The sequence below is a fragment of the Pseudomonas sp. Mb7 genome (genome assembly GCF_054790525.1).
The window spans coordinates 1020922-1044822 of the sequence record NZ_CP186501.1 but is presented as its reverse complement, the minus strand read 5'-3'; the positions used below and the strand labels follow the sequence as shown (position 1 = coordinate 1044822).

The window sequence follows — 23901 nt, the reverse complement described above, 5'->3', positions numbered from 1 at the left end:
TGCCCCTGGCGTACGGCACTTCGCTGAGGCTCAGTGTTCCCTCGCTACGGTGTCCATCCGGGGGCATCGCCTACGGTTTGCTTCGCTGCACCTCCTCTCGATGTATGCGGCTTCGCCGCACGGCGCTGCGCGCCTACCCCCGGATGAACACCTACGCTCGGCCTGCCGATGGGGCAAAAAATCAAAAGCCAAAGCCAAAGCCAAAGCCAAAGCAAGATCAAAAGCCCCTCACCCTAGCCCTCTCCCTGAGGGAGAGGGGACTGACCGCGTGGACTGGAAGAGATACGCCGACGTGCGATACCGCGTTGAACTCAGATTCTGAAAAGCTCACAAATCGGCCCCCTCTCCCTCGGGAGAGGGCTGGGCGGGCGGCGTTCCGATGAGGGGAAGCACCACCACAAATTCAAAGCCGACCACGCTGTCCTCACCACTCAACAGGATGAGCGTTAGCTCGGCTGCAGCTCTTGATCTGTAAGGCGACGTCGGAAGGCTGAGTGGAGGGATTGATCCGGGGGTGGGAGCGCAGCGACCGTTTGGCGAAGCCAAACACAGCGAGAGGAGGTGCAGCGAAGCAAACCGTAGGCGCTGCGCCCGGATCGATCCCGGAGCGAAGGAACCCCGAGCCCCAGCGAGCGGGCCGCACGTAGGAGCAAGCCTTTTTGGTTACTTTTTCGGCGTCTGGAAAAAGTGACCCGCCGTAAGGGCGGACCCCTAAGCCGCCGTTACCGCAGCAACGGATATGTACACAGCTCTAGCCGATAACCGCCCAATAAAAATGCCCCGATCTCTCAACCGGGGCATTCAGCACAACATTTACAAAACCATCAAACCATCAATGCGAAACCGCCCCACTCGCCCCCAACCCAGTCTGCGAACGCACAAACTGCGGGAAGAACAGCGCCCGCTCGTTATCCGCAGCCGCCGACTTGTCAGTAATCGAGAAGAACCAGATCCCGACAAAAGCAATGATCATCGAAAACAGCGCCGGATACTCGTAAGGGAAGATCGCCTTCTCATGATGCAGAATCTGCACCCAGATGGTCGGGCCGAGGATCATCAGACCCACCGCACTCACCAGCCCCAACCAGCCGCCAATCATCGCACCACGAGTGGTCAGCTTCTTCCAGTACATCGAAAGCAGCAGCACCGGGAAGTTACAGCTCGCCGCGATGGAGAACGCCAAGCCCACCATGAACGCAATGTTCTGGCTTTCGAACAGAATGCCCAAGCCAATCGCCAACACTGCCAAGGCAATGGTGGTGATCTTCGAGACACGAATCTCGTCCTTCTCGTTCGCCTTGCCCTTCTTGATCACACTGGCATACAGGTCGTGAGACACAGCCGAAGCACCGGCCAGAGTCAGACCGGCCACAACCGCCAGAATGGTCGCGAACGCCACCGCCGAGATAAAGCCGAGGAAGATACTGCCACCGACCGCGTTGGCCAAGTGCACCGCCGCCATGTTGTTGCCGCCCAACAGCGCGCCAGCCGCATCTTTGAAGGCCGGGTTAGTGCTGACCAGCAGGATCGCGCCGAAGCCGATGATAAAGGTCAGGATGTAGAAGTAGCCAATGAAGCCAGTAGCGTAGAGCACACTCTTGCGGGCTTCTTTTGCGTCACTCACGGTGAAGAAGCGCATCAGAATGTGTGGCAGGCCAGCCGTACCGAACATCAGCGCCAGACCCAGCGAGAAGGCCGAAATCGGATCTTTGACCAGACCGCCCGGGCTCATGATCGCTTCACCTTTGGCGTGAACCTTGATCGCTTCGGAGAACAGCGTGTTGAAGTCGAAGCCTACGTGCTTCATTACCATCAGCGCCATGAACGAGGCACCGGACAGCAACAGCACAGCCTTGATGATCTGCACCCAAGTGGTCGCCAGCATGCCGCCGAACAGCACGTACATGCACATCAGCACACCGACCAGAATCACCGCAACGTGGTAGTCCAGGCCGAACAACAGCTGGATCAATTTGCCGGCACCGACCATTTGCGCGATCAGGTAGAACGCCACCACCACCAGCGAACCGCAGGCCGACAGGGTGCGGATCTGGGTTTGCCCGAGGCGGTAGGACGCCACGTCGGCAAAGGTGTATTTACCCAGGTTACGCAGGCGCTCGGCGATCAGGAACAGAATGATCGGCCAGCCCACCAGGAAGCCGATCGAGTAGATCAGGCCATCGTAGCCGGAGGTAAACACCAGCGCGGAAATGCCCAGAAAGGACGCCGCGGACATGTAGTCACCGGCGATCGCCAGACCATTCTGGAAACCGGTGATCTTGCCGCCCGCTGCATAGTAGTCGGCCGCCGAGTTGTTTTTCTTCGAGGCCCAGTAGGTGATGTAGAGCGTCGCACCGACGAACGCCACGAACATCAGGATCGCCGGAATGTTCAGCGGCTGTTTGGCCACCTCCCCCGTCAACGCGTCAGCCGCCCAGACACCCGGCGCGAAAGCCGCAACACTCAATAAAGCCAGTAGACGCCGGATCATTGCTGAGCCTCCTTGAGAATCGCATTGTTCAGGTCGTCGAACTCGCCATTGGCGCGGCGCACGTAGATAGCGGTGAGGATGAATGCAGAAAGAATGAGTCCGACACCGATTGGAATTCCCCAGGTAATCGAGGATTCCGGACTGAGTTTCGCGCCCAGAATATGCGGCCCGTAAGCGATCAGAAGAATGAAGCCAGAGTAAAGCCCGAGCATGATCGCCGAGAGTATCCAGGCGAACTTTTCCCTTTTTCGCACCAGCTCCTTGAATCGGGGACTGTTTTGAATCGAGAGGTAAATGCTGTCGTTCATTGTTTTTATCCTCGCAGCACAGATTATTGTTGGAACATAGCTAATGTATGCGGCTGCGGGAGCGGTAACAGACGACCTTAGTAGTAGAACGCCATGACACTTTTGCCAATTTCCGGTACGCCACAAAACAACTGTAGGAGTGAGCCTGCTCGCGATGGCGTTTTATCAGTCGATATTTTCATCAGCTGACGGGACGCTATCGCGAGCAGGCTCACTCCTACACGGGTATGGCGGGGTGGCGGTTATTTGGTCCAGTCAGCCACGCGATCCGGGTGCTTGGCGACCCAATCCTTGGCCGCTGCGTCAGGCTTGGCACCGTCCTGAATCGCCAGCATGACTTCGCCGATTTCGTCTTTCGACGCCCACTGGAAGTTCTTCAGGAACTTGGCCACTTCCGGCGCTTTGGTCGCGAGTTCTTTGCTGCCGATGCTGTTTACGGTTTCAGCTGCGCCGTACACGCCTTTCGGGTCATCGAGGAAGCGCAGTTTCCACTTGGCGAACATCCAGTGCGGCACCCAACCCGTGACGGCGATGGATTCGTTTTTCTTCTCGGCACGGGTCAGCTCGGCAATCATGCCGGCGCCGGAACTGGCCTTGAGGGAATACTTGTCGAGGCCGTAATCCTTGATCGCCTGATCAGTCTTGAGCATCACGCCCGAACCGGCGTCGATGCCGACGATGCGATTCTTGAAGGTGTCGTCGGTTTTCAGGTCTTCGATCGACTTGGCTTTCACATACTCCGGCACGATCAAGCCGATTTTCGCATCCTTGAAGTTCGGACCGTAATCGACGACCTGATCCTTGTTTTTTGTCCAGTATTCACCGTGGGTCACTGGCAGCCAGGCCGAAAGCATGGCGTCGAGTTTGCCGGTGGCCACGCCCTGCCACATGATCCCGGTGGCGACGGCTTGCAGCTTCACGTCGTAGCCGAGTTTCTGTTTGATGACTTCGGCCGCCACGTGGGTGGTCGCGACGCTGTCGGACCAACCGTCAACGTAACCGATGTTCAGGGTCTGTTTTTCTGCGCTGGCGAAAGTGGAACTCATCGCAAGCACCAGAGCGGCACCTGCGCCTAAAAGTCGTCGCATCTTCATCGTTACTTCCCCGAAATGCTGCGCCCGACGGATGCCGGGCATCGTCAACGTATTGTTATGGTGCACAGCGCCCCCATCACGCCTGACCGCAAACCAACTCGAACATCAGCGGAGTACTGATGGCTTGATCATCAACCTGACGCCGCAGGCGACCTGCTCTGTCAGCGACCTCAAGGCAACGAGAAACGACATCAGAAGGCCATTAATCGCGGCTATATAAATGACGCCAAATAATCCGCCCGAACTTTGCATGTCAAAATCATGCGGGCCACCAACCCCTCTATAAATGCAGGTAACATGCGTCGCTTTGCAGCCACTCGGCCTGACCATGTCCGCGACTTCCCGTTTCCCCGCTCTGCCTTATCTCTTCGCCTGCCTGCTCGGGCTGTTTGCCCTCGGTGGCTTCTGGTACGGCCTCGGCCAACCGGTGATTCTGCCGGATGCGGCGACGCCGACGCATAAATTGCAGTGCGCCTCCTATACCCCGTTCGATAAAGACCAATCGCCGTTCGACGTGCCGTTCAAACTGCGCCCGGAGCGCATGGACGCCGACCTCGCATTGCTGGCGACACGCTTTGAGTGCATACGCACTTACTCGATGACGGGCCTTGAGGCGCTACCGGATCTGGCGCGCAAACACGGCTTGAAATTGATGATCGGCGCGTGGGTCAACAGCAACCCGGTGGACACCGAAAAGGAAGTCGACCTGCTGATCAAATCGGCCAACGCCAACGCGGATGTGGTCAGCGCGGTGATCGTCGGCAACGAGGCGCTGCTGCGCAAGGAAGTCACCGGCGCGCAACTGGCCCGATTGATCAACAAGGTCAAAAGTCAGGTGAAGCAACCGGTCACTTACGCCGATGTCTGGGAGTTCTGGCTCAAGCATCCTGAAGTCGCGCCAGCGGTGGACTTTCTGACTATTCATTTGCTGCCGTACTGGGAAGATGATCCGTCGAACATCGACGTCGCCCTGCAGCATGTGGCGGATGTGCGCCAGGTGTTCGGTAATAAATTCGCGCCGAAAGACGTGATGATCGGCGAAACCGGCTGGCCAAGCGAAGGCCGCCAGCGTGAGACCGCCCTGCCGAGTCGGGTCAACGAGGCCAAATTCATTCGTGGTTTTGTCGCGATGGCCGAGAAGGAAGGCTGGCATTACAACCTGATCGAAGCCTTCGACCAGCCGTGGAAGCGCGGCAGTGAAGGCGCAGTCGGTGGCTATTGGGGCTTGTTCGATGCCGACCGTCAGGACAAGGGCGTGCTGGCAGGGCCGGTGACCAACGTCCCCTATTGGAAGGAATGGCTGGCGGTCGGTGGTTTGATTTTTCTTGGCACGCTGATTCTTGGCGGTCGCGTTCGCACCACGCGTTCGGCGCTGGTGTTGCCGCTGCTGGGTGCCCTCGCCGCTTGCTCGATTGGCGCCTGGGGTGATCTGGCACGGGTAACCACGCGGTTTGCCAGTGAGTGGCTGTGGGTCGGCTTGTTGACGGCGCTAAATCTGTTGGTATTGGCACACGCGGCGTTGACGCTGAGCGCCCGTACTGGCTGGCGTGAGCGGGCGTTCAATCTGCTGGAGCGCCGCGCAGGATGGCTGGTCGCGGCGGCAGGTTTTGCCGCAGCCGTGATGATGCTGGAGATGGTCTTCGATCCGCGTTATCGCAGCTTTGCGAGCATGGCGTTCGTGCTGCCGGCGCTGGTTTATCTGTGCCGGCCGGTGAGCGTGCCGCGTCGGGAGATTGCGTTGCTGACGTTTATTGTCGGCGCGGGAATTGCGCCGCAGCTGTATCAGGAAGGGTTGCAGAATCAGCAGGCGTGGGGGTGGGCGTTGGTCAGCGCTCTGATGGTCGCTGCGTTGTGGCGCTGCCTCCGCGTTCGCAAGGACTGATCAAAAGCAAGATCAAAAGATCGCAGCCTTCGGCAGCTCCTACAAGGTGTACGCCATCTCAATGTAGGAGCTGCCGCAGGCTGCGATCTTTTCCATCAGGCAGTACGAGACTCGCGGACCAACCGCAACCCGGCAATCACCAACGCAAACACCGCAAACGTGGTGTTGTACAACGCCAGTGCCGGCACTCCGACCGCCAGCGCCAGCACCGCCAGCCACCACCCTGCCCGCCCCGGCAATACAAACCCGATCAACGCCGCGCCCAGCGCCGTCCAGCCCAACACCTTGAAATGAATCATCAAGCCCAGGTTCGACCGCACCTGACATTCCCAGCGGCTGGCCTCGTCGACGCAGATGCCCACCCACTTTCCGTCTTCCATAAAGCCATAACGCGCGCCATAACTGGCGGCCAGCCACAACGGCAACAGAACGAGCAGCAAAATCACGGGCAAACGGCGGGACATGAAACACTCCAATCTTCGGAAATCGGCGGCCAGCTTAATCTGCCGCCAGCCGTGTGCAAGAACTAACAACTGTTAACTATTCATTCAGGGCGTGCAAAGTGTATCGTCCAGCTACTATTACTCCGAATTCTGCCTGTTTGGTGCCGCAGCATGGCACTTTGGCGCAACCCCGGTGGTCATAGCCTGCGAACTTCATTCGGCACCTTCCTCTAAGGGATCTAGTCATGCTCCGTTCCTTGCGCTTCGCCGCGCTGTTCAGCGGCCTTATTTTGAGTGCGTCCGCACTGGCGGTGGATATCGATGCCGCCAGTTATGGCTACCCCCTGACCAACCCGTTCGAGGCGACCATCGCCACGACGCCGCCGGACTTGCGCCCGGAATTGCCGCTGGACGACGACATCAATCAGTCGGACCGCAGCCTGACGTTGCGCCCGGAGCGAGAGTTCATCCTGCCAGACAACTTCTGGGCGGTGAAAAAACTCACCTATCGCATCGCCACCCAGGACAAACCGGCACCGCTGATCTTCCTGATCGCCGGCACCGGCGCGCGTTATGACAGCACCCTCAACGAATACCTGAAAAAGCTCTACTACAAGGCCGGCTATCACGTTGTGCAGCTGTCTTCGCCAACCAGTTTCGACTTCATCAGCGCCGCCTCCCGCTTCGCCACCCCAGGCGTGACCAAGGAAGACGCTGAGGACATGTACCGGGTGATGCAGGCTGTGCGCGCGCAGAACCCGAAACTGCCGGTGACCGAGTATTACCTGACCGGTTACAGCCTCGGCGCCCTTGATGCCGCCTTCGTAGCGCATCTGGACGAGACGCGCCGCAGCTTCAACTTCAAGAAAGTCCTGCTGCTCAATCCGCCGGTCAACCTCTACACCTCGGTGACCAACCTCGACAAGTTGGTGCAAACCGAGGTGAAAGGCATCAACACCAGCACCACGTTCTATGAACTGGTGCTGTCGAAGCTGACCCGCTACTTCCAGCAGAAAGGCTACATCGACCTCAACGATGCACTGCTTTACGACTTCCAGCAGTCCAAGCAGCACCTGACCAACGAACAGATGGCGATGTTGATTGGCACCTCGTTCCGCTTCTCGGCGGCCGACATTGCCTTCACCTCGGATCTGATCAACCGCCGCGGCCTGATCACTCCGCCGAAATTCCCGATCACCGAAGGCACCAGCCTCACGCCGTTCCTCAAGCGTGCGCTGCAGTGCGACTTCGACTGCTACCTGACCGAACAGGTGATCCCGATGTGGCGTGCGCGCACGGACGGCGGCAGCCTGCTGCAACTGATCGATCAGGTCAGTCTGTATGCGCTGAAGGATTACCTGCATGACAGCCCGAAAATCGCCGTGATGCACAACGCCGACGACGTAATCCTGGGCCCGGGCGACCTCGGTTTCCTGCGTAAAACATTCGGTGATCGCCTGACCGTTTATCCACTGGGCGGCCATTGCGGCAACCTTAACTACCGCGTCAACAGCGACGCCATGCTGGAGTTCTTCCGTGGCTAAATATCTCCTGCTGATGGCAGCGCTCCTCTGCGCAGGCGTGGCCCAGGCCGACAACAGTAAAGCCAACGCGCCGGTCGTCGTCGACAGCGACGGCTTCAAAGAGCCGCTGTCCAAACTCAAGTTCAACCCGGGGCTGGATCAGCGCGAGTTCGAGCGTTCGACGCTCAACGCGCTGAACGTCTACGACCCGCTGGAGTCGTGGAACCGCCGGGTTTACCACTTCAACTACCGCTTCGACCAATGGGTGTTCCTGCCGGTGGTCGATGGCTATCGCTACATCACGCCGAGTTTTGTGCGTACCGGGGTAAGCAACTTCTTCAACAACCTCGGTGACGTGCCGAACCTGGTCAACAGCCTGTTGCAGTTCAAAGGTCAGCGCTCGATGGAAACCACCGCGCGCCTGCTGCTCAACACCACCATCGGCATTGCCGGCCTTTGGGACCCAGCGACCGCCATGGGCCTGCCGCGCCAGAGCGAAGACTTCGGCCAGACCCTGGGCTTCTACGGTGTACCGGGCGGCGCCTACTTCGTGCTGCCAATCCTCGGCCCGTCGAACATCCGCGACACCGCCGGTCTTGCTGTGGATTACACCGCCGAATCAGCGATCAACTTCCTCAACGTCTCGGAAGTCAGCTCCAACCACCCGGAAATCTGGGCCCTGCGCGCGGTCGACAAGCGCTACCAGACCAGCTTCCGCTACGGCCAGATGAACTCGCCGTTCGAGTACGAGAAGGTGCGTTACGTGTATACCGAGGCGCGTAAGTTGCAGATCGCCGAGTAAAAACGGCAGGCACAAAAAAGGGCCATTCAATGAAAATTGAATGGCCCTTTTTATTGGCACAACACAAATCAACTGTAGGAGTGAGCCTGCTCGCGATAGCGGTGTACCAGCCACCATTTGCAGTGCTGACACACCGCTATCGCGAGCAGGCTCACTCCTACAAAGGGTTTTGTGTTGAATGTCAGTTTTTCAGGGCTTTCCAGATTTTGCCGACAACGGAAACCACCGCCAACACCACAGCACCAGCGATGATCCCCGCCACACCATTGAGCAACATCGGCACCGCAAACCCGGCACTCCCCGCCGCTGCGCCAACGCCTTCAATCCAGTGATGCACTACCGGCACACCGTGGGTGAGGATGCCGCCACCGACCAGGAACATCGCCGCCGTACCCACCACCGACAAGGTTTTCATCATGTATGGCGCGGCGCTGAGAATGGCGCTGCCGACTTTTTTCGCAAACTGCCCAGGCTTTTGCGTCAGCCACAGGCCGAGGTCGTCGAGTTTGACGATGCCCGCCACCAGGCCATAAACGCCCACCGTCATCACAATCGCAATGCCGGACATGACAATCACTTGCTGAGTCAGCGAGGCAGTTGCCACGGTGCCCAGAGTGATCGCGATAATCTCTGCCGAGAGAATGAAGTCGGTGCGAATCGCGCCTTTGATCTTGTCCTTCTCGTACGCCACCAGATCGGTCGCCGGATCCGCTACCGCCTCAGTCAGTTGCGCATGTTCGGCTTCATCTTCAGCCGCGCTGTGCAAAAACTTGTGCGCGAGCTTCTCGAAGCCCTCGAAACACAAGTACGCACCACCGACCATCAACAATGGCGTGACCAACCACGGCACGAACGCACTGATCGCCAGCGCCGATGGCACCAGAATCAGTTTGTTGACGAACGAGCCCTTGGCCACGGCCCAGACTACGGGGATTTCCCGTTCGGCACGCACGCCGGAGACCTGCTGGGCGTTGAGCGCCAGATCATCGCCGAGTACGCCGGCGGTCTTCTTGGCGGCCATTTTGCTCATCAACGCCACGTCGTCCAGCACGGTGGCAATATCGTCGACCAGCACCAGCAAACTGCTTCCTGCCATGAATCCTGTTTCCTTTTATGTATGAATGTTGCGAAGCATAACGCGACCTTAGACCACGCGGGGCATTCTTGAGCGCTGCGCGAGGCCGGTGCTACCATGCGCAACCGCCAGAACAGGCAAGGAACCACCGGGTTTATGAGCACAATCCGCGAGCGCAACAAAGAACTGATCCTGCGTGCCGCCAGTGAGGAGTTTGCCGACAAGGGCTTCGCTGCGACCAAAACCAGCGACATCGCCGCCAAGGCGGGATTGCCCAAGCCCAATGTCTACTACTACTTCAAGTCCAAGGAAAACCTCTACCGCGAGGTATTGGAAAGCATCATCGTGCCGATTTTGCAGGCCTCGACTCCGTTCAATCCGGACGGCGTACCGAGCGAAGTGCTGAGCGGCTACATCCGCTCGAAGATCCGCATCTCCCGCGACCTGCCCTTCGCCTCGAAAGTATTCGCCAGCGAAATCATGCACGGCGCGCCACACCTGAGCGCCGACCTGGTCGAGCAACTCAACGGCCAGGCCAAGCACAACATCGATTGCATCCAGAGCTGGATCGACCGCGGGCAAATTGCCCCGATCGACCCTAATCACCTGATGTTCAGCATCTGGGCCGCAACCCAGACCTACGCCGACTTTGACTGGCAGATTTCTGCGGTGACCGGCAAGGACAAGCTGGACGAGGCAGATTATGAAGCGGCGGCGCAGACGATAATCCGGTTGGTGTTGAAGGGGTGTGAGCCGGATCAGTAAGACCGCGGTGACCGCTTCGCGAGCAGGCTCGCTCCCACATTTGGAATGCGTTCCCCTGTAGGAGTGAGCCTGCTCGCGATCGAGGCGACTCGGTTTCAGCTCAAACCCAAATGGCATCCCACAGCGGATAGTCGCCAAGCTTCTCCACCAGCCCGGCCCGCAAGGGGTTGGCCACGACATAACGCGCCATCCTCACCAAGTCTTCTTCCCGTCTCAGCGCGCGGTCATGAAACCCTCTCTGCCAGAGAACGCTGTTTCCACCGGAAGCGTGCCTGACAGCCTTGGTGCTCAGCGATTTGGTTTTTTGCATCACCTCACTCAATGAACCTCGTCGCAATTCAATCAGCCAATGGAAATGATCTGGCATGACTACCCAGGCTAATGAGCTCACCAGCCCCGAATCTTGCGCGTGTCGGAATTGATCAGCGACCAATTTTCCCAAGGCAAAATTCGTGAAAATCGGCTTTCGTTGATAAGTGGTGCTGGTTAACAGATAGATTCGACTGACTTCGGTATAGCGCCCGACTCGCAATTTATGTGCAGCAGGTAGATCCGGCATTCCTTTGCCCTCTGTGATCAGGTCATGAAAAGGCTAGTACCGGGAAAGACAAATGGAGCGGTCAACTGTTGACAGGATGTGTCTGGTAGATAGCAATCGCGAGCAGGCTCACTCCTACAGGGGATCAGGGGTGTTCAAACATTTTGTGTCTGAACACAAATCCCCGTAGGAGCGAGCCTGCTCGCGATAGCGGTTATTCAATCAACGCAGATTCAGGCAGCCACCCCCGCATCCGCCCGCAACTCCAACGCCTCCACCGCCCTGATCGCCACCTGCTCATCAATATCCGACAAATCCCCGCTGATGCCGATCGCGCCCAGCACATTCCCCGCCTGATCCCGAATCAACACACCACCCGGTGCCGGCACGACGCTGCCTTGGCCCATGCTGTTGAGTGCGGCAATAAACGCCGGGCGTTGTTGTGCATCCAGTGCCAGCAGGCGTGAGCCTTTACCCAGGGCAATCGCCCCCCAGGCTTTGCCGATGGCGATGTTCGGACGTAGCAGGCTGGCGCCGTCTTCGCGTTGCAGGGTGATCAGGTGGCCGCCGGTATCGAGTACCGCGATGGTCAGCGGCGCGGCGTTGATGCCGCGCCCTGCAGTGATGGCTTGGTTGACCAGGTTGACTGCGACTTTCAAGGTTAAAGCGCTCATGGTGCCGTCCTCATTTTGTTATAGGGAAAGTCGTGGGCCTGCGGTTTTCTGCCGCAGCCCGATGCAACAAATAGAACACAATGAGTTATTTTTTTGTATACAATAATTCTCGAAAAGCGCCACATGCGACGAAAAGCCACAGTCAGACAGGCTTCCGACGAATGAAACAGGCGCTTGAGAAAATGGATTGACCTGCGCCGTCCGCCGTGAATACACTCTGCGCAAAGCCACTTGTATACAATTACAAAACGTAAAGAGGCACAAAACCATGAGCAAAATGAGAGCAATCGAAGCCGCCGTTCTGGTGATGCGCCGTGAAGGGGTTGATACCGCTTTTGGCATCCCGGGCGCTGCCATCAACCCGCTGTACTCCGCCTTGCAGAAGGTCGGTGGCATCGATCACGTCCTTGCTCGCCACGTGGAAGGCGCCTCGCACATGGCCGAGGGCTACACCCGCACCAAGGCCGGCAACATCGGCGTGTGCATCGGTACTTCCGGCCCTGCCGGTACCGACATGGTCACCGGGCTATACAGCGCCTCGGCCGACTCGATTCCAATCCTCTGCATTACCGGCCAGGCACCCCGCGCCCGTATGCACAAGGAAGACTTCCAGGCTGTCGACATCACCAGCATCGTCAAGCCAGTCACCAAGTGGGCGACCACTGTTCTGGAACCGGGCCAAGTGCCTTACGCGTTCCAGAAAGCGTTCTTTGAAATGCGCTCCGGCCGTCCTGGCCCGGTGCTGATCGACCTGCCGTTCGACGTGCAGATGGCCGAAATCGAATTCGACATCGACGCTTACCAGCCGCTGCCATTGGCCAAACCGACCGCGACCCGCGTTCAGGTCGAGAAGGCTTTGGCTTTGCTGGATCAGGCTGAGCGTCCATTGCTGGTGGCCGGCGGCGGCATCATCAACGCCGACGCCAGCGATCTGCTGGTTGAGTTCGCTGAACTGACCGGCATCCCGGTGATCCCGACCCTGATGGGCTGGGGCACCATCCCGGACGATCACCCGTTGATGGTCGGTATGGTCGGTCTGCAGACGTCGCACCGTTACGGCAACGCGACAATGCTGAAATCCGACGTGGTGTTGGGGATCGGTAACCGTTGGGCCAACCGTCACACCGGTTCGGTTGACGTTTACACCGAAGGTCGCAAGTTCATCCATGTCGACATCGAAGGCACGCAGATCGGCCGCGTGTTCACGCCGGATCTGGGCATCGTTTCCGACGCCGCTGCTGCACTGACCGTGTTCATCGAAGTGGCCCGTGAATGGCAAGCCGCCGGCAAGCTGAAAAACCGCAGTGCCTGGCTGCAAGACTGCCAGCAGCGCAAAGCCAGCCTGCATCGCAAGACCCACTTCGACAACGTGCCGGTGAAACCACAGCGCGTTTACGAAGAAATGAACCAGGTGTTCGGCAAGGACACCTGCTACGTCAGCACCATTGGTCTGTCGCAGATTGCCGGCGCGCAGTTCCTGCACGTCTACAAGCCGCGTCACTGGATCAACTGCGGCCAGGCCGGTCCGTTGGGCTGGACCATTCCGGCAGCGCTGGGCGTGGTGAAGGCCGATCCGAGCCGGAAAGTCGTGGCCCTGTCGGGGGACTATGACTTCCAGTTCATGATCGAAGAACTGGCGGTCGGCGCTCAGTTCAAACTGCCGTACATCCACGTCGTGGTGAACAACTCGTACCTGGGTCTGATCCGTCAGGCGCAGCGCGGGTTCGAAATGGACTACTGCGTGCAGCTGTCCTTCGATAACCTGAACGCGCCGGAACTCAACGGTTACGGTGTTGACCACGTCGCAGTGGCTGAAGGCCTCGGCTGTAAAGCGCTGCGTGTATTCGAGCCCTCGGAAATCGCCCCTGCCCTGCGCAAGGCCGAACAGATGATCGAAGAGTTCAAGGTGCCAGTGATCGTCGAGATCATTCTGGAGCGTGTAACCAACATCTCCATGGGCACCGAGATCAACGCCGTCAACGAATTCGAAGACCTGGCGCTGGTCGGCAACGATGCGCCAACGGCGATTTCGCTGCTCGATTAACTGCTGACCGCTGATCGTTCCCACGCTCTGCGTGGGAACGCAGCCCGGGACGCTCTGCGTCCCAAAGCGGACGCAGAGCGTCCATTGAGGCATTCCCACGCAGAGCGTGGGAACGAGAATCTAGAACGGGAGACCACCATGCCGCGTTTCGCAGCCAACCTGTCCATGCTGTTCACCGAACAGGATTTCCTTGCCCGTTTCGACGCCGCCGCCAAGGCTGGTTTCAGCGGTGTCGAGTACCTGTTCCCGTACGACTTCAGCTCCGCTGAAATCAAGGCCAGGCTCGACGCCAACGGCCTGACCCAAGTGCTGTTCAACCTGCCGGCCGGTGACTGGGCCAAGGGCGAGCGCGGTATCGCGTGCCTGCCGGATCGGGTCGAAGAGTTCCGCGCCGGGGTCGATCTGGCGATTGCCTACGCGCAAGTGCTGGGCAACACCCAGGTCAACTGCCTGGCCGGTATTCGTCCGCAAGGCGTTGACGATGCCACCGTGGAAAAGACCTTCGTCGCCAACCTGAAATACGCCGCCGACAAGCTGCAGGCAGCGGGCATCAAACTGGTGATGGAAGCGATCAACACCCGCGACATTCCGGGTTTCTACCTGAACAACACGGCGCAAGCCCTGTCGATTCGCGAGCAGGTCGGCAGCGCCAATCTGTTCCTGCAATACGACATCTATCACATGCAAATCATGGAAGGCGATCTGGCCCGCACCCTGCAATCGCACCTGGGCGAGATCAACCATGTGCAGCTCGCGGACAACCCGGGGCGCAACGAACCAGGCACTGGTGAAATCAACTATCGGTTCCTGTTCGAACACCTCGATCGCATCGGTTATCAGGGTTGGGTGGGTTGCGAGTACAAGCCGCTGACTACCACCGAAGCAGGCCTCGGCTGGCTGAAAACCCACAACGCAATCTGACGCAGATCCCCTGTAGGAGTGAGCCTGCTCGCGATGAATTCACCTCGGTACACCTGATGTACCTCAGCGCCTGAATCGCGAGCAGGCTCACTCCTACATAAAAGCAGCTCCCTTTTTGCTTGAAGCAGCAATAAAAACAAGAGGATTTTCTCATGGCTAAAATCGGATTTATCGGCACCGGCATCATGGGCCACCCAATGGCTTCGAACCTGCAGAAAGCCGGTCACAGCCTGTTCCTGTCCGCGCACCACGACGCCGCCCCGGCCGACCTGGTCGCCGCTGGCGCCGTCGCCCTGGCCAACCCGCGCGAAGTGGCGCAGGAAGCTGAATTCATCATCGTCATGGTCCCGGATACCCCGCAGGTCGACGACGTACTGTTCCGCGCCGACGGCGTTGCCGCAGGCCTGAGCAAAGGCAAAATCGTCATCGACATGAGCTCGATCTCGCCAACCGCGACCAAGGCGTTCGCCGCCAAGATCAACGAGAAAGGCGCGCAGTACCTCGACGCACCGGTGTCCGGTGGTGAAGTCGGCGCCAAAGCTGCGACCCTGAGCATCATGATCGGTGGCGACGCCGATGCCTTCGAACGCGCGCTGCCGCTGTTCCAGGCCATGGGCAAAAACATCACCCTGGTCGGTGGCAATGGCGACGGTCAGACCGCCAAAGTCGCCAACCAGATCATCGTCGCGCTGAACATTCAGGCCGTTGCTGAAGCCCTGCTGTTCGCTTCGAAAAACGGTGCCGATCCAGCCAAGGTGCGTGAAGCACTGATGGGTGGTTTCGCCTCCTCGAAGATCCTTGAAGTACACGGCGAGCGCATGATCAAAGGCACTTTCGATCCAGGCTTCCGCATCAGCCTGCACCAGAAGGATCTGAACCTGGCCCTGCAAGGCGCCAAAGAGCTGAACATCAACCTGCCGAACACCGCCAACGCCCAGCAAGTGTTCAGCACCTGCGCGGCCATCGGTGGCAGCAACTGGGACCACTCGGCGCTGATCAAGGGTCTGGAACACATGGCCAACTTCTCGATTCGCGACAACAAATAAGCCACTGCCCCGTCGCTCGTTCCCACGCTCTGCGTGGGAATGCAGCCCGGGACGCTCCGCGTCCCTGCCGAAGCGGACGCAGAGCGTCCATTGAGGCATTCCCACGCAGAGCGTGGGAACGATCATCAGCATTAACCAAGAACAATAAGATTGGGAGCCCGCCATGTCGGTCGATCCGCAACAACTGCTGCGCGAGCTGTTTGCCACAGCCATCGACGCGGCTCATCCGAACCAAGTCCTCGAAGCCCATTTGCCTGCTGATCGCAGCGGTCGGGTGATCGTCATCGGCGCCGGTAAAGCCGCCGCGGCGATGGCGCAAGTGGTCGAGCGCTGCTGGGAAGGTGAAGTCACAGGCCTGGTGGTGACCCGTTACGGTCACGGCGCCCCGTGCGAAAAAATCGAAGTGGTCGAAGCCGCCCACCCGGTACCGGACGCTGCCGGTCTGGCCGTGGCCAAACGCGTGCTGGAACTGGTCAGCAACCTGACCGAGGACGACCGCGTAATCTTCCTGCTCTCCGGTGGCGGCTCTGCCCTGCTAGCGTTGCCGGCCGAAGGCATCACCCTCGCCGACAAGCAATCGATCAACAAAGCCCTGCTCAAATCCGGCGCGACCATCGGCGAGATGAACTGCGTGCGCAAGCACCTCTCGGCGATCAAGGGCGGCCGCCTCGGCAAGGCCTGCTGGCCTGCCACTGTGTACACCTACGCGATTTCCGATGTACCGGGCGACCTCGCCACGGTCATCGCTTCCGGCCCGACCGTGGCCGATCCAAGCACCTCCGCCGAAGCGCTGGCGATCATCAAACGCTACGGCATCGAGATTCCGGTTTCGGTACGCACCTGGCTGCAAAGCCCTGAGTCGGAAACCGTCAAACCCGGTGATCCAAGCCTCGCGCGCAGCCACTTCCAGTTGATCGCTCGCCCTCAGCAATCGCTGGACGCTGCGGCGGTGAAATGCCGTCAGGCCGGTTTCAGCACGCTGATCCTCGGCGACCTCGAAGGCGAATCGCGCGAAGTGGCAAAGGTCCACGCCGGTATCGCCCGCCAGATCATCCATCACGGCCAGCCATTGGCGGCACCGTGCGTGATTCTCTCCGGCGGCGAAACCACCGTGACCGTGCGCGGCAATGGCCGTGGCGGACGCAACGCCGAGTTCCTCCTTAGCCTCACCGACAGCCTCAAAGGCCAGCCCGGGGTTTACGCCTTGGCCGGTGACACCGACGGCATCGACGGCTCGGAAGATAACGCCGGCGCAATCATGACCCCGGACAGCTACGCCCGTGCCGCCGCCCTCGGTTTGAGCGCCAGCGACGAGCTGGATAACAACAACGGCTACGGCTATTTCGCGGCGCTTGATGCGCTGATCGTCACCGAGCCGACCCGCACCAACGTCAACGACTTCCGCGCCATCCTGATCCTTGAGAGCTGCAAATCATGACGCCTGATAAAAAGGTCAAAATCCTCGCCACCCTCGGGCCTGCTGTCGATGGCATCGAAGACATCCGTGAACTGGTCGAAGCCGGGGTCAACATCTTCCGCCTGAACTTCAGCCACGGTGATCACGCCGACCACGCCAAGCGCTATCAGTGGATCCGCGAAGTCGAGCGCCAGCTCAACTACCCGCTGGGCATTCTGATGGACTTGCAGGGACCGAAACTGCGCGTCGGCAAGTTCGCCGACGGCAAGGTGCAGTTGCATCGTGGTCAGGCGTTCCGTCTTGATCTGGACGCAACACCGGGCGATGAGCGCCGAGTGAATCTGCCGCATCCGGAGATCATTGCCGCGCTGGAAGCCGGCATGGATCTACTGCTCGACGACGGCAAACTGCGTCTGCGTGTGGTCACCAAATACGCTGACGCGATCGACACCACCGTGCTCAACGGCGGCGAGTTGTCGGATCGCAAAGGCGTCAACGTGCCGCAAGCAGTGCTCGACCTCAGCCCACTGACTGCCAAGGATCGTCGTGACTTGAGCTTCGGTCTGGAACTGGGTGTGGACTGGGTCGCGCTGTCGTTTGTGCAACGCCCGCAAGACATCATCGAAGCCCGCGCATTGATCGGCGACAAAGCCTTTTTGATGGCGAAAATCGAGAAGCCTTCGGCCGTTGAGCAACTGCGCGAAATCGCTGAACTGAGCGACGCGATCATGGTTGCCCGTGGCGATCTCGGCGTTGAAGTGCCGGCCGAAAGCGTGCCGCAGATTCAGAAGAACATCATCACCACCTGCCGCGAACTCGGCAAACCGGTGGTGGTGGCGACGCAGATGCTTGAGTCGATGCGCTTCTCCCCTGCCCCGACCCGCGCCGAAGTGACTGACGTTGCCAACGCCGTGGCCGAAGGCGCCGATGCGGTGATGCTGTCGGCGGAAACCGCGTCCGGTGAATACCCGCTCGAAGCGGTGCAGATGATGAGCAAGATCATTCGCCAGGTGGAAAACGGCCCGGATTATCAGACCCAACTCGACGTCAGCCGGCCGAAAGCTGAAGCGACCGTTTCCGATGCGATCAGCTGCGCGATTCGTCGTATCAGCAACGTGCTGCCGGTGGCGGTGCTGGTCAACTACAGCGAGTCCGGTGCGTCGAGTTTGCGTGCAGCGCGGGAACGGCCGAAAGCGCCGATCCTCAACCTGACGCCGAACCTGCAGACCGCACGGCGTTTGAGCGTGGCGTGGGGCATTCATTCGGTGGTCAACGATCGCCTGCGTCAGGTCGATGAGGTTTGCTCCACCGCGCTGGAAATCGCCCAGGCGCAGGGTATGGCCGAGCGCGGCGACACACTGCTGATCACTGCGGGGGTGCCGTTCGGGCAGCCTGGGTCGACTAACTCGCTGCGGATCGAAACATTGATTTAACCGCCCACCATGATCGTTCCCACGCTCCGCGTGGGAATGCGGCCCGGGACGCTCTGCGTCCCAAGAGCAGACGCAGAGCGTCCTATGAGGCATTCCCACGCAGAGCGTGGGAACGATCAGTATCGAATGACATGCCATGCCTGCCAATCACTTCAACACCCACTGCCCCGACTGGGCCGAGGCTTTGCTCAACGGTTTCAGTCAAATATTCCTCCAGCGCCATCCGCTGTGCGGCCTGCTGTGCCTGTTGGCGATCCTGCTGACCGCGCCGGTGCTGTTCGCCGGTGCGCTGCTCGGTGCCGTCGCCGGTTTGCTCACCGCACAACGGCGCAACTACGCCAAGGCTGATCGCCAGGCCGGACTGTTCAGCTACAACGGCGTGCTGCTCGGCCTGCTGCTGAGCCTGTATTTCCCCTGGTCGCCAATGCTGCCACCGCTGATTCTTGCCGCTGGCGGCTTGAGCGCAATGGTCACGCAGCAATGGCTCAAACACGTCTACAGCAGCCGCTCCATACCGGCCTACACCTCACCGTTCGTGGCCATGAGCTGGATCCTGCTACTGTTCGCCGAGCCGTCGGCGCCGATGGCGCACATCGAGATGAACACGCTGAACCTGCTCGCCGCTGAACTGCGCGGCTTGGGTCAGGTGATGTTCCTCGGTCATCCACTGGCCGGCGCATTGATCGCCGTCGGTTTGCTGATCGCTGATCGCCGTGCATTCTGCTGGGCGCTGCTGGCGTCGGCGATCGGCCTCGGCTCCAGTCTGCTACACCACGAAACCAGCGCTGCACTTTTAGGCCTCGGCAGCTATAACGCCGTGCTCGCCGCCCTCGCCTTCTCCGCGCAACGCCAACAACCGTGGCTGCCGCTGGTCGGCATCGTGTTAGCGCTGCTGGTTACACCGCTGTTTGCCGCCGTCGGCCTCGCCACGTTGACCGCGCCGTTCATCCTCGCCGGCTGGCTGATCCGCGCCGGGATTCAGATGCTCGGCAAAGCCAGCGTCGGGCGTGCGCCTTGCGCTCATGGGGAGAATCAACCTAGGCTGCGCTGATCTTCGATTCAGGCGTTATCCATGGACAGCAGCAACAGTTGGCGCGAACGGCTTTACGTGATGATTTTCCAGAGCGACACCCGCGCCGGGCGTCGCTTCGACGGCATCCTGCTGTTGATCATCCTCGCCAGTCTGGTGATCGTGATGCTCGACAGTATCGACAGCATTCACCAGAACTATGCCGACGTGCTGGCCTACATCGAGTGGGGCTTCACGATCATCTTTCTCGGCGAGTACATCCTGCGTCTGTACTGCTCGCCCAAGCCGTTGCGCTACGCCTTCAGCTTTTACGGGCTGGTGGATTTGCTGGCGATCGTGCCGGGCATCCTCGCCCTGTATTACAGCGATGCGCAGTACCTGCTGATTATCCGGATCATCCGCATGCTGCGGATTTTCCGCGTGCTCAAGCTCAGCCCGTACCTCAAGCAAGCCAATTATCTAATGTCGGCGCTGCGCGGCAGCAAGCAGAAGATCGTGGTGTTTCTGGTCAGCGTCTGCACCCTGGTGACGGTGTTCGGCACCTTGATGTATGTGATCGAAGGCCCCGAGCATGGCTTCACCAGCATTCCCAAAGGCATCTATTGGGCGATCGTCACGCTGACCACCGTGGGCTTCGGTGACATCGTGCCGAAGACCCCGCTGGGCCAGGTGATTTCGTCGCTGGTGATGATCACCGGTTACTCGATCATCGCCGTGCCGACCGGGATTTTCACCGCCGAACTGGCCAACGCCATGCGCGGCGAACAGCTGCAACACGATTGCCCGGTGTGCAAGAAAAACAGCCATGAACATGGCGCCGCGTTTTGCTCGCGATGCGGCAATGCGCTGTTTAAGAAACTGGAATAAGCAAAGAGCTTTTTAATCTTTAAACGACTATGCGCGCGCCGTTATAGTCAGTGGCAATTGAACATCACCCCCGAACCTGTAGGAGCTGCCGCAGGCTGCGATCTTTTGATCTTGATGTTGTAAAAACAAAATCAAAAGATCGTCCGAACGCGGCCCGAGCCTTCGGCAGCTCCTACATAAATAGACAACAAGGAATGCGCAGTGAAAAAACTCTTTGGCGCCTCACTTCTCGCCGCCGGCCTGGCCTTGGCCAACATCGCTCAGGCAGCCCCGACGCTGCTCAACGTTTCCTACGACGTGATGCGCGATTTCTACAAGGACTACAACACTGCGTTCCAGAAACACTGGCAAGCCGAGCACAACGAAAACATCACCGTACAGATGTCCTTCGGCGGCTCGAGCAAGCAAGCGCGTTCGGTGATCGATGGCCTGCCGGCTGACGTCATCACCATGAACATGGCCACCGACATCAACGCCCTCGCCGACAACGGTAAACTGGTCCCGGAGAATTGGGTCACGCGTCTGCCGAACAACAGCGCACCGTTCACCTCGGCCACCGTATTCATCGTGCGCAAAGGCAACCCGAAAGCCCTGAAAGACTGGCCGGATCTGCTCAAGGATGGCGTGCAAGTGATCGTGCCAAACCCGAAAACCTCGGGCAATGGCCGCTACACCTACCTGTCGGCCTGGGGTTATGTGCTGAAGAACGGTGGCGACGAAAACAAGGCCAAAGACTTCGTCGGCAAACTGTTCAAGCAAGCGCCGGTGCTGGATACCGGTGGCCGCGCCGCCACCACGACCTTCATGACCAACCAGATCGGCGACGTGCTGGTGACCTTCGAAAACGAAGCGGAGATGATTGCCCGCGAGTTTGGTCGTGATCAGTTCGAAGTGGTTTACCCGAGCGTTTCGGCTGAGGCTGAGCCGCCGGTATCGGTGGTCGACAAAGTGGTCGACAAGAAAGGCTCGCGTGCAGCGGCGGATGAGTACCTGAAGTACCTGTGGTCGCCGCAAGGTCAGGAGATTGCGGCGGCAAACTACCTGCGTCCGCGTGATCCGGCGGTGCTGGCGAAGTACACCGATCGTTTCCCGAAAGTTGATTTCCTTTCGGTGGAGAAAACGTTTGGTGACTGGCGTACGGTGCAGAAGACTCACTTCAATGATGGTGGGGTTTTCGATCAGATTTATAGCGGGCAGTAAGGCTTGAGCTGACATAAAAAGGCGACCCACAGTGGTCGCCTTTTTTGTGGCCGCCTTACCCTCACCCCAGCCCTCTCCCGGAGGGAGAGGGAGCCAACCGAGGTGTCTGGCGAATTACATCGACCTGAAAGACCTTATCGATTATGGATTCACCACAGCACGTTCAGGTCGGTGTACCTCTCAAGCATCCCCCAATCAGTCCCCTCTCCTTTTGGGAGAGGGTTAGGGTGAGGGGCTTTTACATCGGCGGCGTCACCCCATCCTTACCCGCAGAAATCGACTGCGCCGTCAGCGTGCCATCCGCACTCTGCGTGACGAACGTAACAATCTTCACCCCAACCTTCAGCAAACTCCGATCCCCGGGCACCAGATTGACGATCGGCACATCCTCCGGCACTAGAATCTTCTGCTGCCCGCCCTTGTAGTTCACCGTCAGCACCCGCCCGTTGCTCACCACCAGGTCGCCGACGCTGCCATTGGTCATGCTGCTGCCCTTGGCCAGATCGAACGGCCGATGGCCGTCGCCGCTGCCCGCCAGTTCCGGCGGAAACACATGCACCTCCAGTGCCTTGAGCGTTCCATCCTCCTGAGGCATCGCCGCCGAACCAATGTAACTGCCGGGTTTGATGTCCTCGATATTGGCCAGGGTGACCGCGCGAACTTTGGTGTCACCAGTCAACTGGATCACCACGTTCTCACCGCTGTTGACGTGGACTTTGAGGCTGTCGGCGCTGACCCCGGTGATCTCGCCGCGCACGCCGAGGCGCATCCCCGGTGCGTCGGCGGCCTGTGCGCTCATCGCGCCGAGCAGGCTGATCAGGGCAATCGTTGCGGTGTGGCGAAGCGTCTGTCGAAACATTGCAATCCTCCGGTCATGAATGTTGAACAAGCCAATGCAAACATAAGCACGCTATCGAACAGGATGTAAGTGAATGTATCATCGACCCGCAACGGTCGGACGCAAGGTCCGCCGATGGATGACACGCCGCTAGCACCCCGTCATTGCGCAACGGAATAACTGATATCAACCGAAGGCGTCTTCTGCCCATCCGGTTTGCCCCATAGCCTTAGCGCATTCTTTCGCTGGATCGAGAAACCTTATGACCACCACCACTCACGCAATGACCCGAGGCATGGTGCTGCTGTTCGCCTTTTGCTGCGGCGCCATCGTTGCCAACATCTACTACGCACAGCCGATCATCGGCCTCATCGCGCCCGATATCGGCCTGAGCGACACCATGGCCAGCTTCATCGTCTCGCTGACGCAGATTGGCTATGCGCTGGGCCTGTTCTTTCTGGTGCCGCTGGGTGATCTGCTGGAGAACCGCCGGTTGATGATCATCACCACCGTGGTGGCGATTGCCAGCCTGTTGGCGGCGGCGTTTACCGATCAGCCGAATGTGTTTCTGCTGATCTCGTTGCTGGTCGGTTTTAGCTCGGTGTCGGTACAGATCCTGATTCCACTGGCGGCGCATCTGGCACCGGAAGAATCCCGTGGCCGGGTCGTCGGCGGGATCATGGGTGGTTTGCTGCTGGGTATTCTGTTGGCGCGACCGGTGTCGAGCGTGGTTGCCGACCACTTGGGCTGGCGGGCGATGTTCATGATTGCCGCAGCGCTGATGGCAGCGATCAGCGTAGTGCTGGCGCTGACCGTGCCCAAGCGCCAACCGGATCATAGCGCCACCTACGGCCAACTGATCGGTTCGCTGTGGACGTTGCTGCGCCAGCAACCGTTACTGCGCCAACGGGCGTTTTACCAGGGCTGCATGTTCGCCACGTTCAGCCTGTTCTGGACTGCCGTGCCGCTGGAACTGGCGCGTAACCATGGCCTGTCGCAAAGCGAGATCGCGATCTTCGCCCTGGTCGGCGCCATCGGTGCCATCGCCGCGCCAATCAGCGGACGTCTGGCTGACGCTGGCCACACCCGCATCGCTTCGCTACTGGCGATGATATTTGCCAGCCTGAGCTTCCTGCCGGCGTTCATTCACCCCGCCTACAGCGTCATCGGCCTGGCTGTGACCGGCGTGGTGCTCGATTTCTGCGTACAGATGAACATGGTCCTCGGCCAGCGTGCGGTCTATTCGCTGGATGCGAAAAGCCGTGGTCGCTTGAACGCGCTGTACATGACCAGCATCTTCATAGGCGGCGCCTTCGGCTCGTCGGTGGCCAGTGCGGTGTATGAACATGGCGGCTGGTTGTGGATCGTGATTGTGGGAAGTGCGTTCCCGCTGTTGGCGTTGTTGCGGTTTTTGAGTGTTTCGCAGCGTGGTTCATTGGCGACGGCATAAGGCGCCAAAAGCTTCGCGAGCAGGCTCGCTCCCACAGGTAATTGATTGAACCTGGAGGAG

At 59.4% G+C, this 23901-nt stretch carries 21 protein-coding genes; 13 read left to right on the top strand and 8 right to left on the bottom strand.

Annotated features, from left to right (window positions below; all coding sequences use genetic code 11):
• Positions 1 to 832: 832 nt before the first annotated feature.
• The 3 genes from ACOYXH_RS04775 to ACOYXH_RS04765 all read right to left on the bottom strand — a co-directional run bounded on the left by ACOYXH_RS04775 (position 833) and on the right by ACOYXH_RS04765 (position 3893).
• Entirely contained in the window at positions 833 to 2491 is a 1659-nt protein-coding gene (locus tag ACOYXH_RS04775; protein WP_095050218.1) for a cation acetate symporter, read from the bottom strand.
• On the bottom strand, positions 2488 to 2799 hold the full coding sequence (locus tag ACOYXH_RS04770; protein ID WP_007919908.1) for a DUF485 domain-containing protein: 312 nt from the start codon (positions 2797 to 2799) through the stop codon (positions 2488 to 2490). Before ACOYXH_RS04770 ends, ACOYXH_RS04775 begins: the two co-directional genes overlap by 4 nt.
• Before the next feature lie 242 nt (positions 2800 to 3041).
• Complete coding sequence (locus ACOYXH_RS04765; RefSeq protein ID WP_095050217.1) at positions 3042 to 3893, bottom strand: glycine betaine ABC transporter substrate-binding protein; 852 nt, start codon at positions 3891 to 3893, stop codon at positions 3042 to 3044.
• 286 nt (positions 3894 to 4179) lie between these two features.
• Between ACOYXH_RS04765 and ACOYXH_RS04760 the strand changes: the two genes are divergently transcribed.
• Positions 4180 to 5775, top strand: a complete 1596-nt coding sequence (locus tag ACOYXH_RS04760; protein ID WP_460410295.1) for a glycoside hydrolase family 17 protein — start codon at positions 4180 to 4182, stop codon at positions 5773 to 5775.
• A gap of 95 nt (positions 5776 to 5870) precedes the next feature.
• Here ACOYXH_RS04760 and ACOYXH_RS04755 read toward each other — a convergent pair whose 3' ends face one another.
• Complete coding sequence (locus ACOYXH_RS04755; RefSeq protein WP_095050215.1) at positions 5871 to 6239, bottom strand: hypothetical protein; 369 nt, start codon at positions 6237 to 6239, stop codon at positions 5871 to 5873.
• 224 nt (positions 6240 to 6463) lie between these two features.
• On the opposite strand from ACOYXH_RS04755, the gene ACOYXH_RS04750 reads away from it, so the two are divergent.
• The gene (locus ACOYXH_RS04750) at positions 6464 to 7762 is read left to right on the top strand and encodes a serine protein kinase PrkA (protein ID WP_007919928.1); all 1299 of its coding nucleotides are present in this window, start codon (positions 6464 to 6466) and stop codon (positions 7760 to 7762) included.
• A complete protein-coding gene (locus tag ACOYXH_RS04745) occupies positions 7755 to 8543 on the top strand; it encodes an MlaA family lipoprotein (protein WP_034151542.1) in 789 nt (262 codons plus the stop codon). The genes ACOYXH_RS04750 and ACOYXH_RS04745 overlap by 8 nt, the downstream gene beginning before the upstream one ends.
• Positions 8544 to 8724: 181 nt before the next feature.
• Here the strand turns inward: ACOYXH_RS04745 and ACOYXH_RS04740 are convergent, their stop codons facing one another.
• Complete coding sequence (locus tag ACOYXH_RS04740; RefSeq protein WP_095050214.1) at positions 8725 to 9639, bottom strand: DUF808 domain-containing protein; 915 nt, start codon at positions 9637 to 9639, stop codon at positions 8725 to 8727.
• Positions 9640 to 9774: 135 nt separating this feature from the next.
• Between ACOYXH_RS04740 and ACOYXH_RS04735 the strand changes: the two genes are divergently transcribed.
• Entirely contained in the window at positions 9775 to 10383 is a 609-nt protein-coding gene (locus ACOYXH_RS04735) for a TetR/AcrR family transcriptional regulator (RefSeq protein ID WP_008083515.1), read from the top strand.
• A gap of 100 nt (positions 10384 to 10483) precedes the next feature.
• On the opposite strand, the gene ACOYXH_RS04730 is transcribed toward ACOYXH_RS04735, so the two are convergent.
• Positions 10484 to 10942, bottom strand: a complete 459-nt coding sequence (locus ACOYXH_RS04730; RefSeq protein WP_095126519.1) for an REP-associated tyrosine transposase — start codon at positions 10940 to 10942, stop codon at positions 10484 to 10486.
• A gap of 212 nt (positions 10943 to 11154) precedes the next feature.
• Complete coding sequence (locus ACOYXH_RS04725; protein WP_095050212.1) at positions 11155 to 11595, bottom strand: GlcG/HbpS family heme-binding protein; 441 nt, start codon at positions 11593 to 11595, stop codon at positions 11155 to 11157.
• A gap of 268 nt (positions 11596 to 11863) precedes the next feature.
• Here ACOYXH_RS04725 and gcl point away from each other — a divergent pair, with 268 nt between their 5' ends.
• From gcl to ACOYXH_RS04685, 8 genes are all read left to right on the top strand, one after another.
• Positions 11864 to 13639: a glyoxylate carboligase gene (gene gcl / locus ACOYXH_RS04720; RefSeq protein WP_007919935.1), complete on the top strand. Its 1776-nt coding sequence runs from the start codon at positions 11864 to 11866 to the stop codon at positions 13637 to 13639.
• Positions 13640 to 13777: 138 nt separating this feature from the next.
• Positions 13778 to 14560 carry a hydroxypyruvate isomerase gene (gene hyi, locus ACOYXH_RS04715; protein WP_095050211.1) on the top strand — a complete coding sequence of 261 codons (783 nt, stop codon included), beginning with the start codon at positions 13778 to 13780 and terminating at the stop codon, positions 14558 to 14560.
• A gap of 152 nt (positions 14561 to 14712) precedes the next feature.
• Positions 14713 to 15606 (top strand): 2-hydroxy-3-oxopropionate reductase, encoded by an 894-nt coding sequence (locus tag ACOYXH_RS04710; protein WP_007919937.1) that lies wholly within the window; start codon positions 14713 to 14715, stop codon positions 15604 to 15606.
• 163 nt (positions 15607 to 15769) lie between these two features.
• Positions 15770 to 17044 (top strand): glycerate kinase type-2 family protein, encoded by a 1275-nt coding sequence (locus tag ACOYXH_RS04705; protein ID WP_095126518.1) that lies wholly within the window; start codon positions 15770 to 15772, stop codon positions 17042 to 17044.
• Positions 17041 to 18456 carry a pyruvate kinase gene (gene pyk / locus ACOYXH_RS04700; protein WP_095050209.1) on the top strand — a complete coding sequence of 472 codons (1416 nt, stop codon included), beginning with the start codon at positions 17041 to 17043 and terminating at the stop codon, positions 18454 to 18456. The genes ACOYXH_RS04705 and pyk overlap by 4 nt, the downstream gene beginning before the upstream one ends.
• A 136-nt stretch (positions 18457 to 18592) precedes the next feature.
• Positions 18593 to 19507 carry an urea transporter gene (locus ACOYXH_RS04695; RefSeq protein WP_095050208.1) on the top strand — a complete coding sequence of 305 codons (915 nt, stop codon included), beginning with the start codon at positions 18593 to 18595 and terminating at the stop codon, positions 19505 to 19507.
• A gap of 21 nt (positions 19508 to 19528) precedes the next feature.
• Entirely contained in the window at positions 19529 to 20353 is an 825-nt protein-coding gene (locus tag ACOYXH_RS04690; protein ID WP_007919942.1) for an ion transporter, read from the top strand.
• 201 nt (positions 20354 to 20554) lie between these two features.
• Positions 20555 to 21553 carry a sulfate ABC transporter substrate-binding protein gene (locus tag ACOYXH_RS04685; protein ID WP_095126517.1) on the top strand — a complete coding sequence of 333 codons (999 nt, stop codon included), beginning with the start codon at positions 20555 to 20557 and terminating at the stop codon, positions 21551 to 21553.
• Between the two features lie 238 nt (positions 21554 to 21791).
• Here ACOYXH_RS04685 and ACOYXH_RS04680 read toward each other — a convergent pair whose 3' ends face one another.
• Positions 21792 to 22412 (bottom strand): DUF5666 domain-containing protein, encoded by a 621-nt coding sequence (locus ACOYXH_RS04680; protein ID WP_258709445.1) that lies wholly within the window; start codon positions 22410 to 22412, stop codon positions 21792 to 21794.
• Positions 22413 to 22653: 241 nt separating this feature from the next.
• Here ACOYXH_RS04680 and ACOYXH_RS04675 point away from each other — a divergent pair, with 241 nt between their 5' ends.
• Positions 22654 to 23841 carry an MFS transporter gene (locus ACOYXH_RS04675; protein WP_460410294.1) on the top strand — a complete coding sequence of 396 codons (1188 nt, stop codon included), beginning with the start codon at positions 22654 to 22656 and terminating at the stop codon, positions 23839 to 23841.
• The last annotated feature ends 60 nt before the right edge of the window (positions 23842 to 23901 follow it).

Bases quoted from the DNA above. Each gene is read 5' to 3' on its own strand.
- ACOYXH_RS04675 (WP_460410294.1), top strand. From the start codon at position 22,654: ATGACCACCACCACTCACGCAATGACCCGAGGCATGGTGCTGCTGTTC.
- pyk (WP_095050209.1), top strand. From the start codon at position 17,041: ATGACGCCTGATAAAAAGGTCAAAATCCTCGCCACCCTCGGGCCTGCT.
- ACOYXH_RS04765 (WP_095050217.1), bottom strand. From the start codon at position 3,893: ATGAAGATGCGACGACTTTTAGGCGCAGGTGCCGCTCTGGTGCTTGCG.
- ACOYXH_RS04750 (WP_007919928.1), top strand. From the start codon at position 6,464: ATGCTCCGTTCCTTGCGCTTCGCCGCGCTGTTCAGCGGCCTTATTTTG.
- ACOYXH_RS04740 (WP_095050214.1), bottom strand. From the start codon at position 9,639: ATGGCAGGAAGCAGTTTGCTGGTGCTGGTCGACGATATTGCCACCGTG.
- ACOYXH_RS04730 (WP_095126519.1), bottom strand. From the start codon at position 10,942: ATGCCGGATCTACCTGCTGCACATAAATTGCGAGTCGGGCGCTATACC.
- ACOYXH_RS04775 (WP_095050218.1), bottom strand. From the start codon at position 2,491: ATGATCCGGCGTCTACTGGCTTTATTGAGTGTTGCGGCTTTCGCGCCG.
- ACOYXH_RS04690 (WP_007919942.1), top strand. From the start codon at position 19,529: ATGGACAGCAGCAACAGTTGGCGCGAACGGCTTTACGTGATGATTTTC.
- ACOYXH_RS04735 (WP_008083515.1), top strand. From the start codon at position 9,775: ATGAGCACAATCCGCGAGCGCAACAAAGAACTGATCCTGCGTGCCGCC.
- gcl (WP_007919935.1), top strand. From the start codon at position 11,864: ATGAGCAAAATGAGAGCAATCGAAGCCGCCGTTCTGGTGATGCGCCGT.
- ACOYXH_RS04725 (WP_095050212.1), bottom strand. From the start codon at position 11,595: ATGAGCGCTTTAACCTTGAAAGTCGCAGTCAACCTGGTCAACCAAGCC.
- ACOYXH_RS04755 (WP_095050215.1), bottom strand. From the start codon at position 6,239: ATGTCCCGCCGTTTGCCCGTGATTTTGCTGCTCGTTCTGTTGCCGTTG.
- ACOYXH_RS04770 (WP_007919908.1), bottom strand. From the start codon at position 2,799: ATGAACGACAGCATTTACCTCTCGATTCAAAACAGTCCCCGATTCAAG.
- hyi (WP_095050211.1), top strand. From the start codon at position 13,778: ATGCCGCGTTTCGCAGCCAACCTGTCCATGCTGTTCACCGAACAGGAT.
- ACOYXH_RS04680 (WP_258709445.1), bottom strand. From the start codon at position 22,412: ATGTTTCGACAGACGCTTCGCCACACCGCAACGATTGCCCTGATCAGC.
- ACOYXH_RS04695 (WP_095050208.1), top strand. From the start codon at position 18,593: ATGCCTGCCAATCACTTCAACACCCACTGCCCCGACTGGGCCGAGGCT.
- ACOYXH_RS04710 (WP_007919937.1), top strand. From the start codon at position 14,713: ATGGCTAAAATCGGATTTATCGGCACCGGCATCATGGGCCACCCAATG.
- ACOYXH_RS04760 (WP_460410295.1), top strand. From the start codon at position 4,180: ATGCAGGTAACATGCGTCGCTTTGCAGCCACTCGGCCTGACCATGTCC.
- ACOYXH_RS04705 (WP_095126518.1), top strand. From the start codon at position 15,770: ATGTCGGTCGATCCGCAACAACTGCTGCGCGAGCTGTTTGCCACAGCC.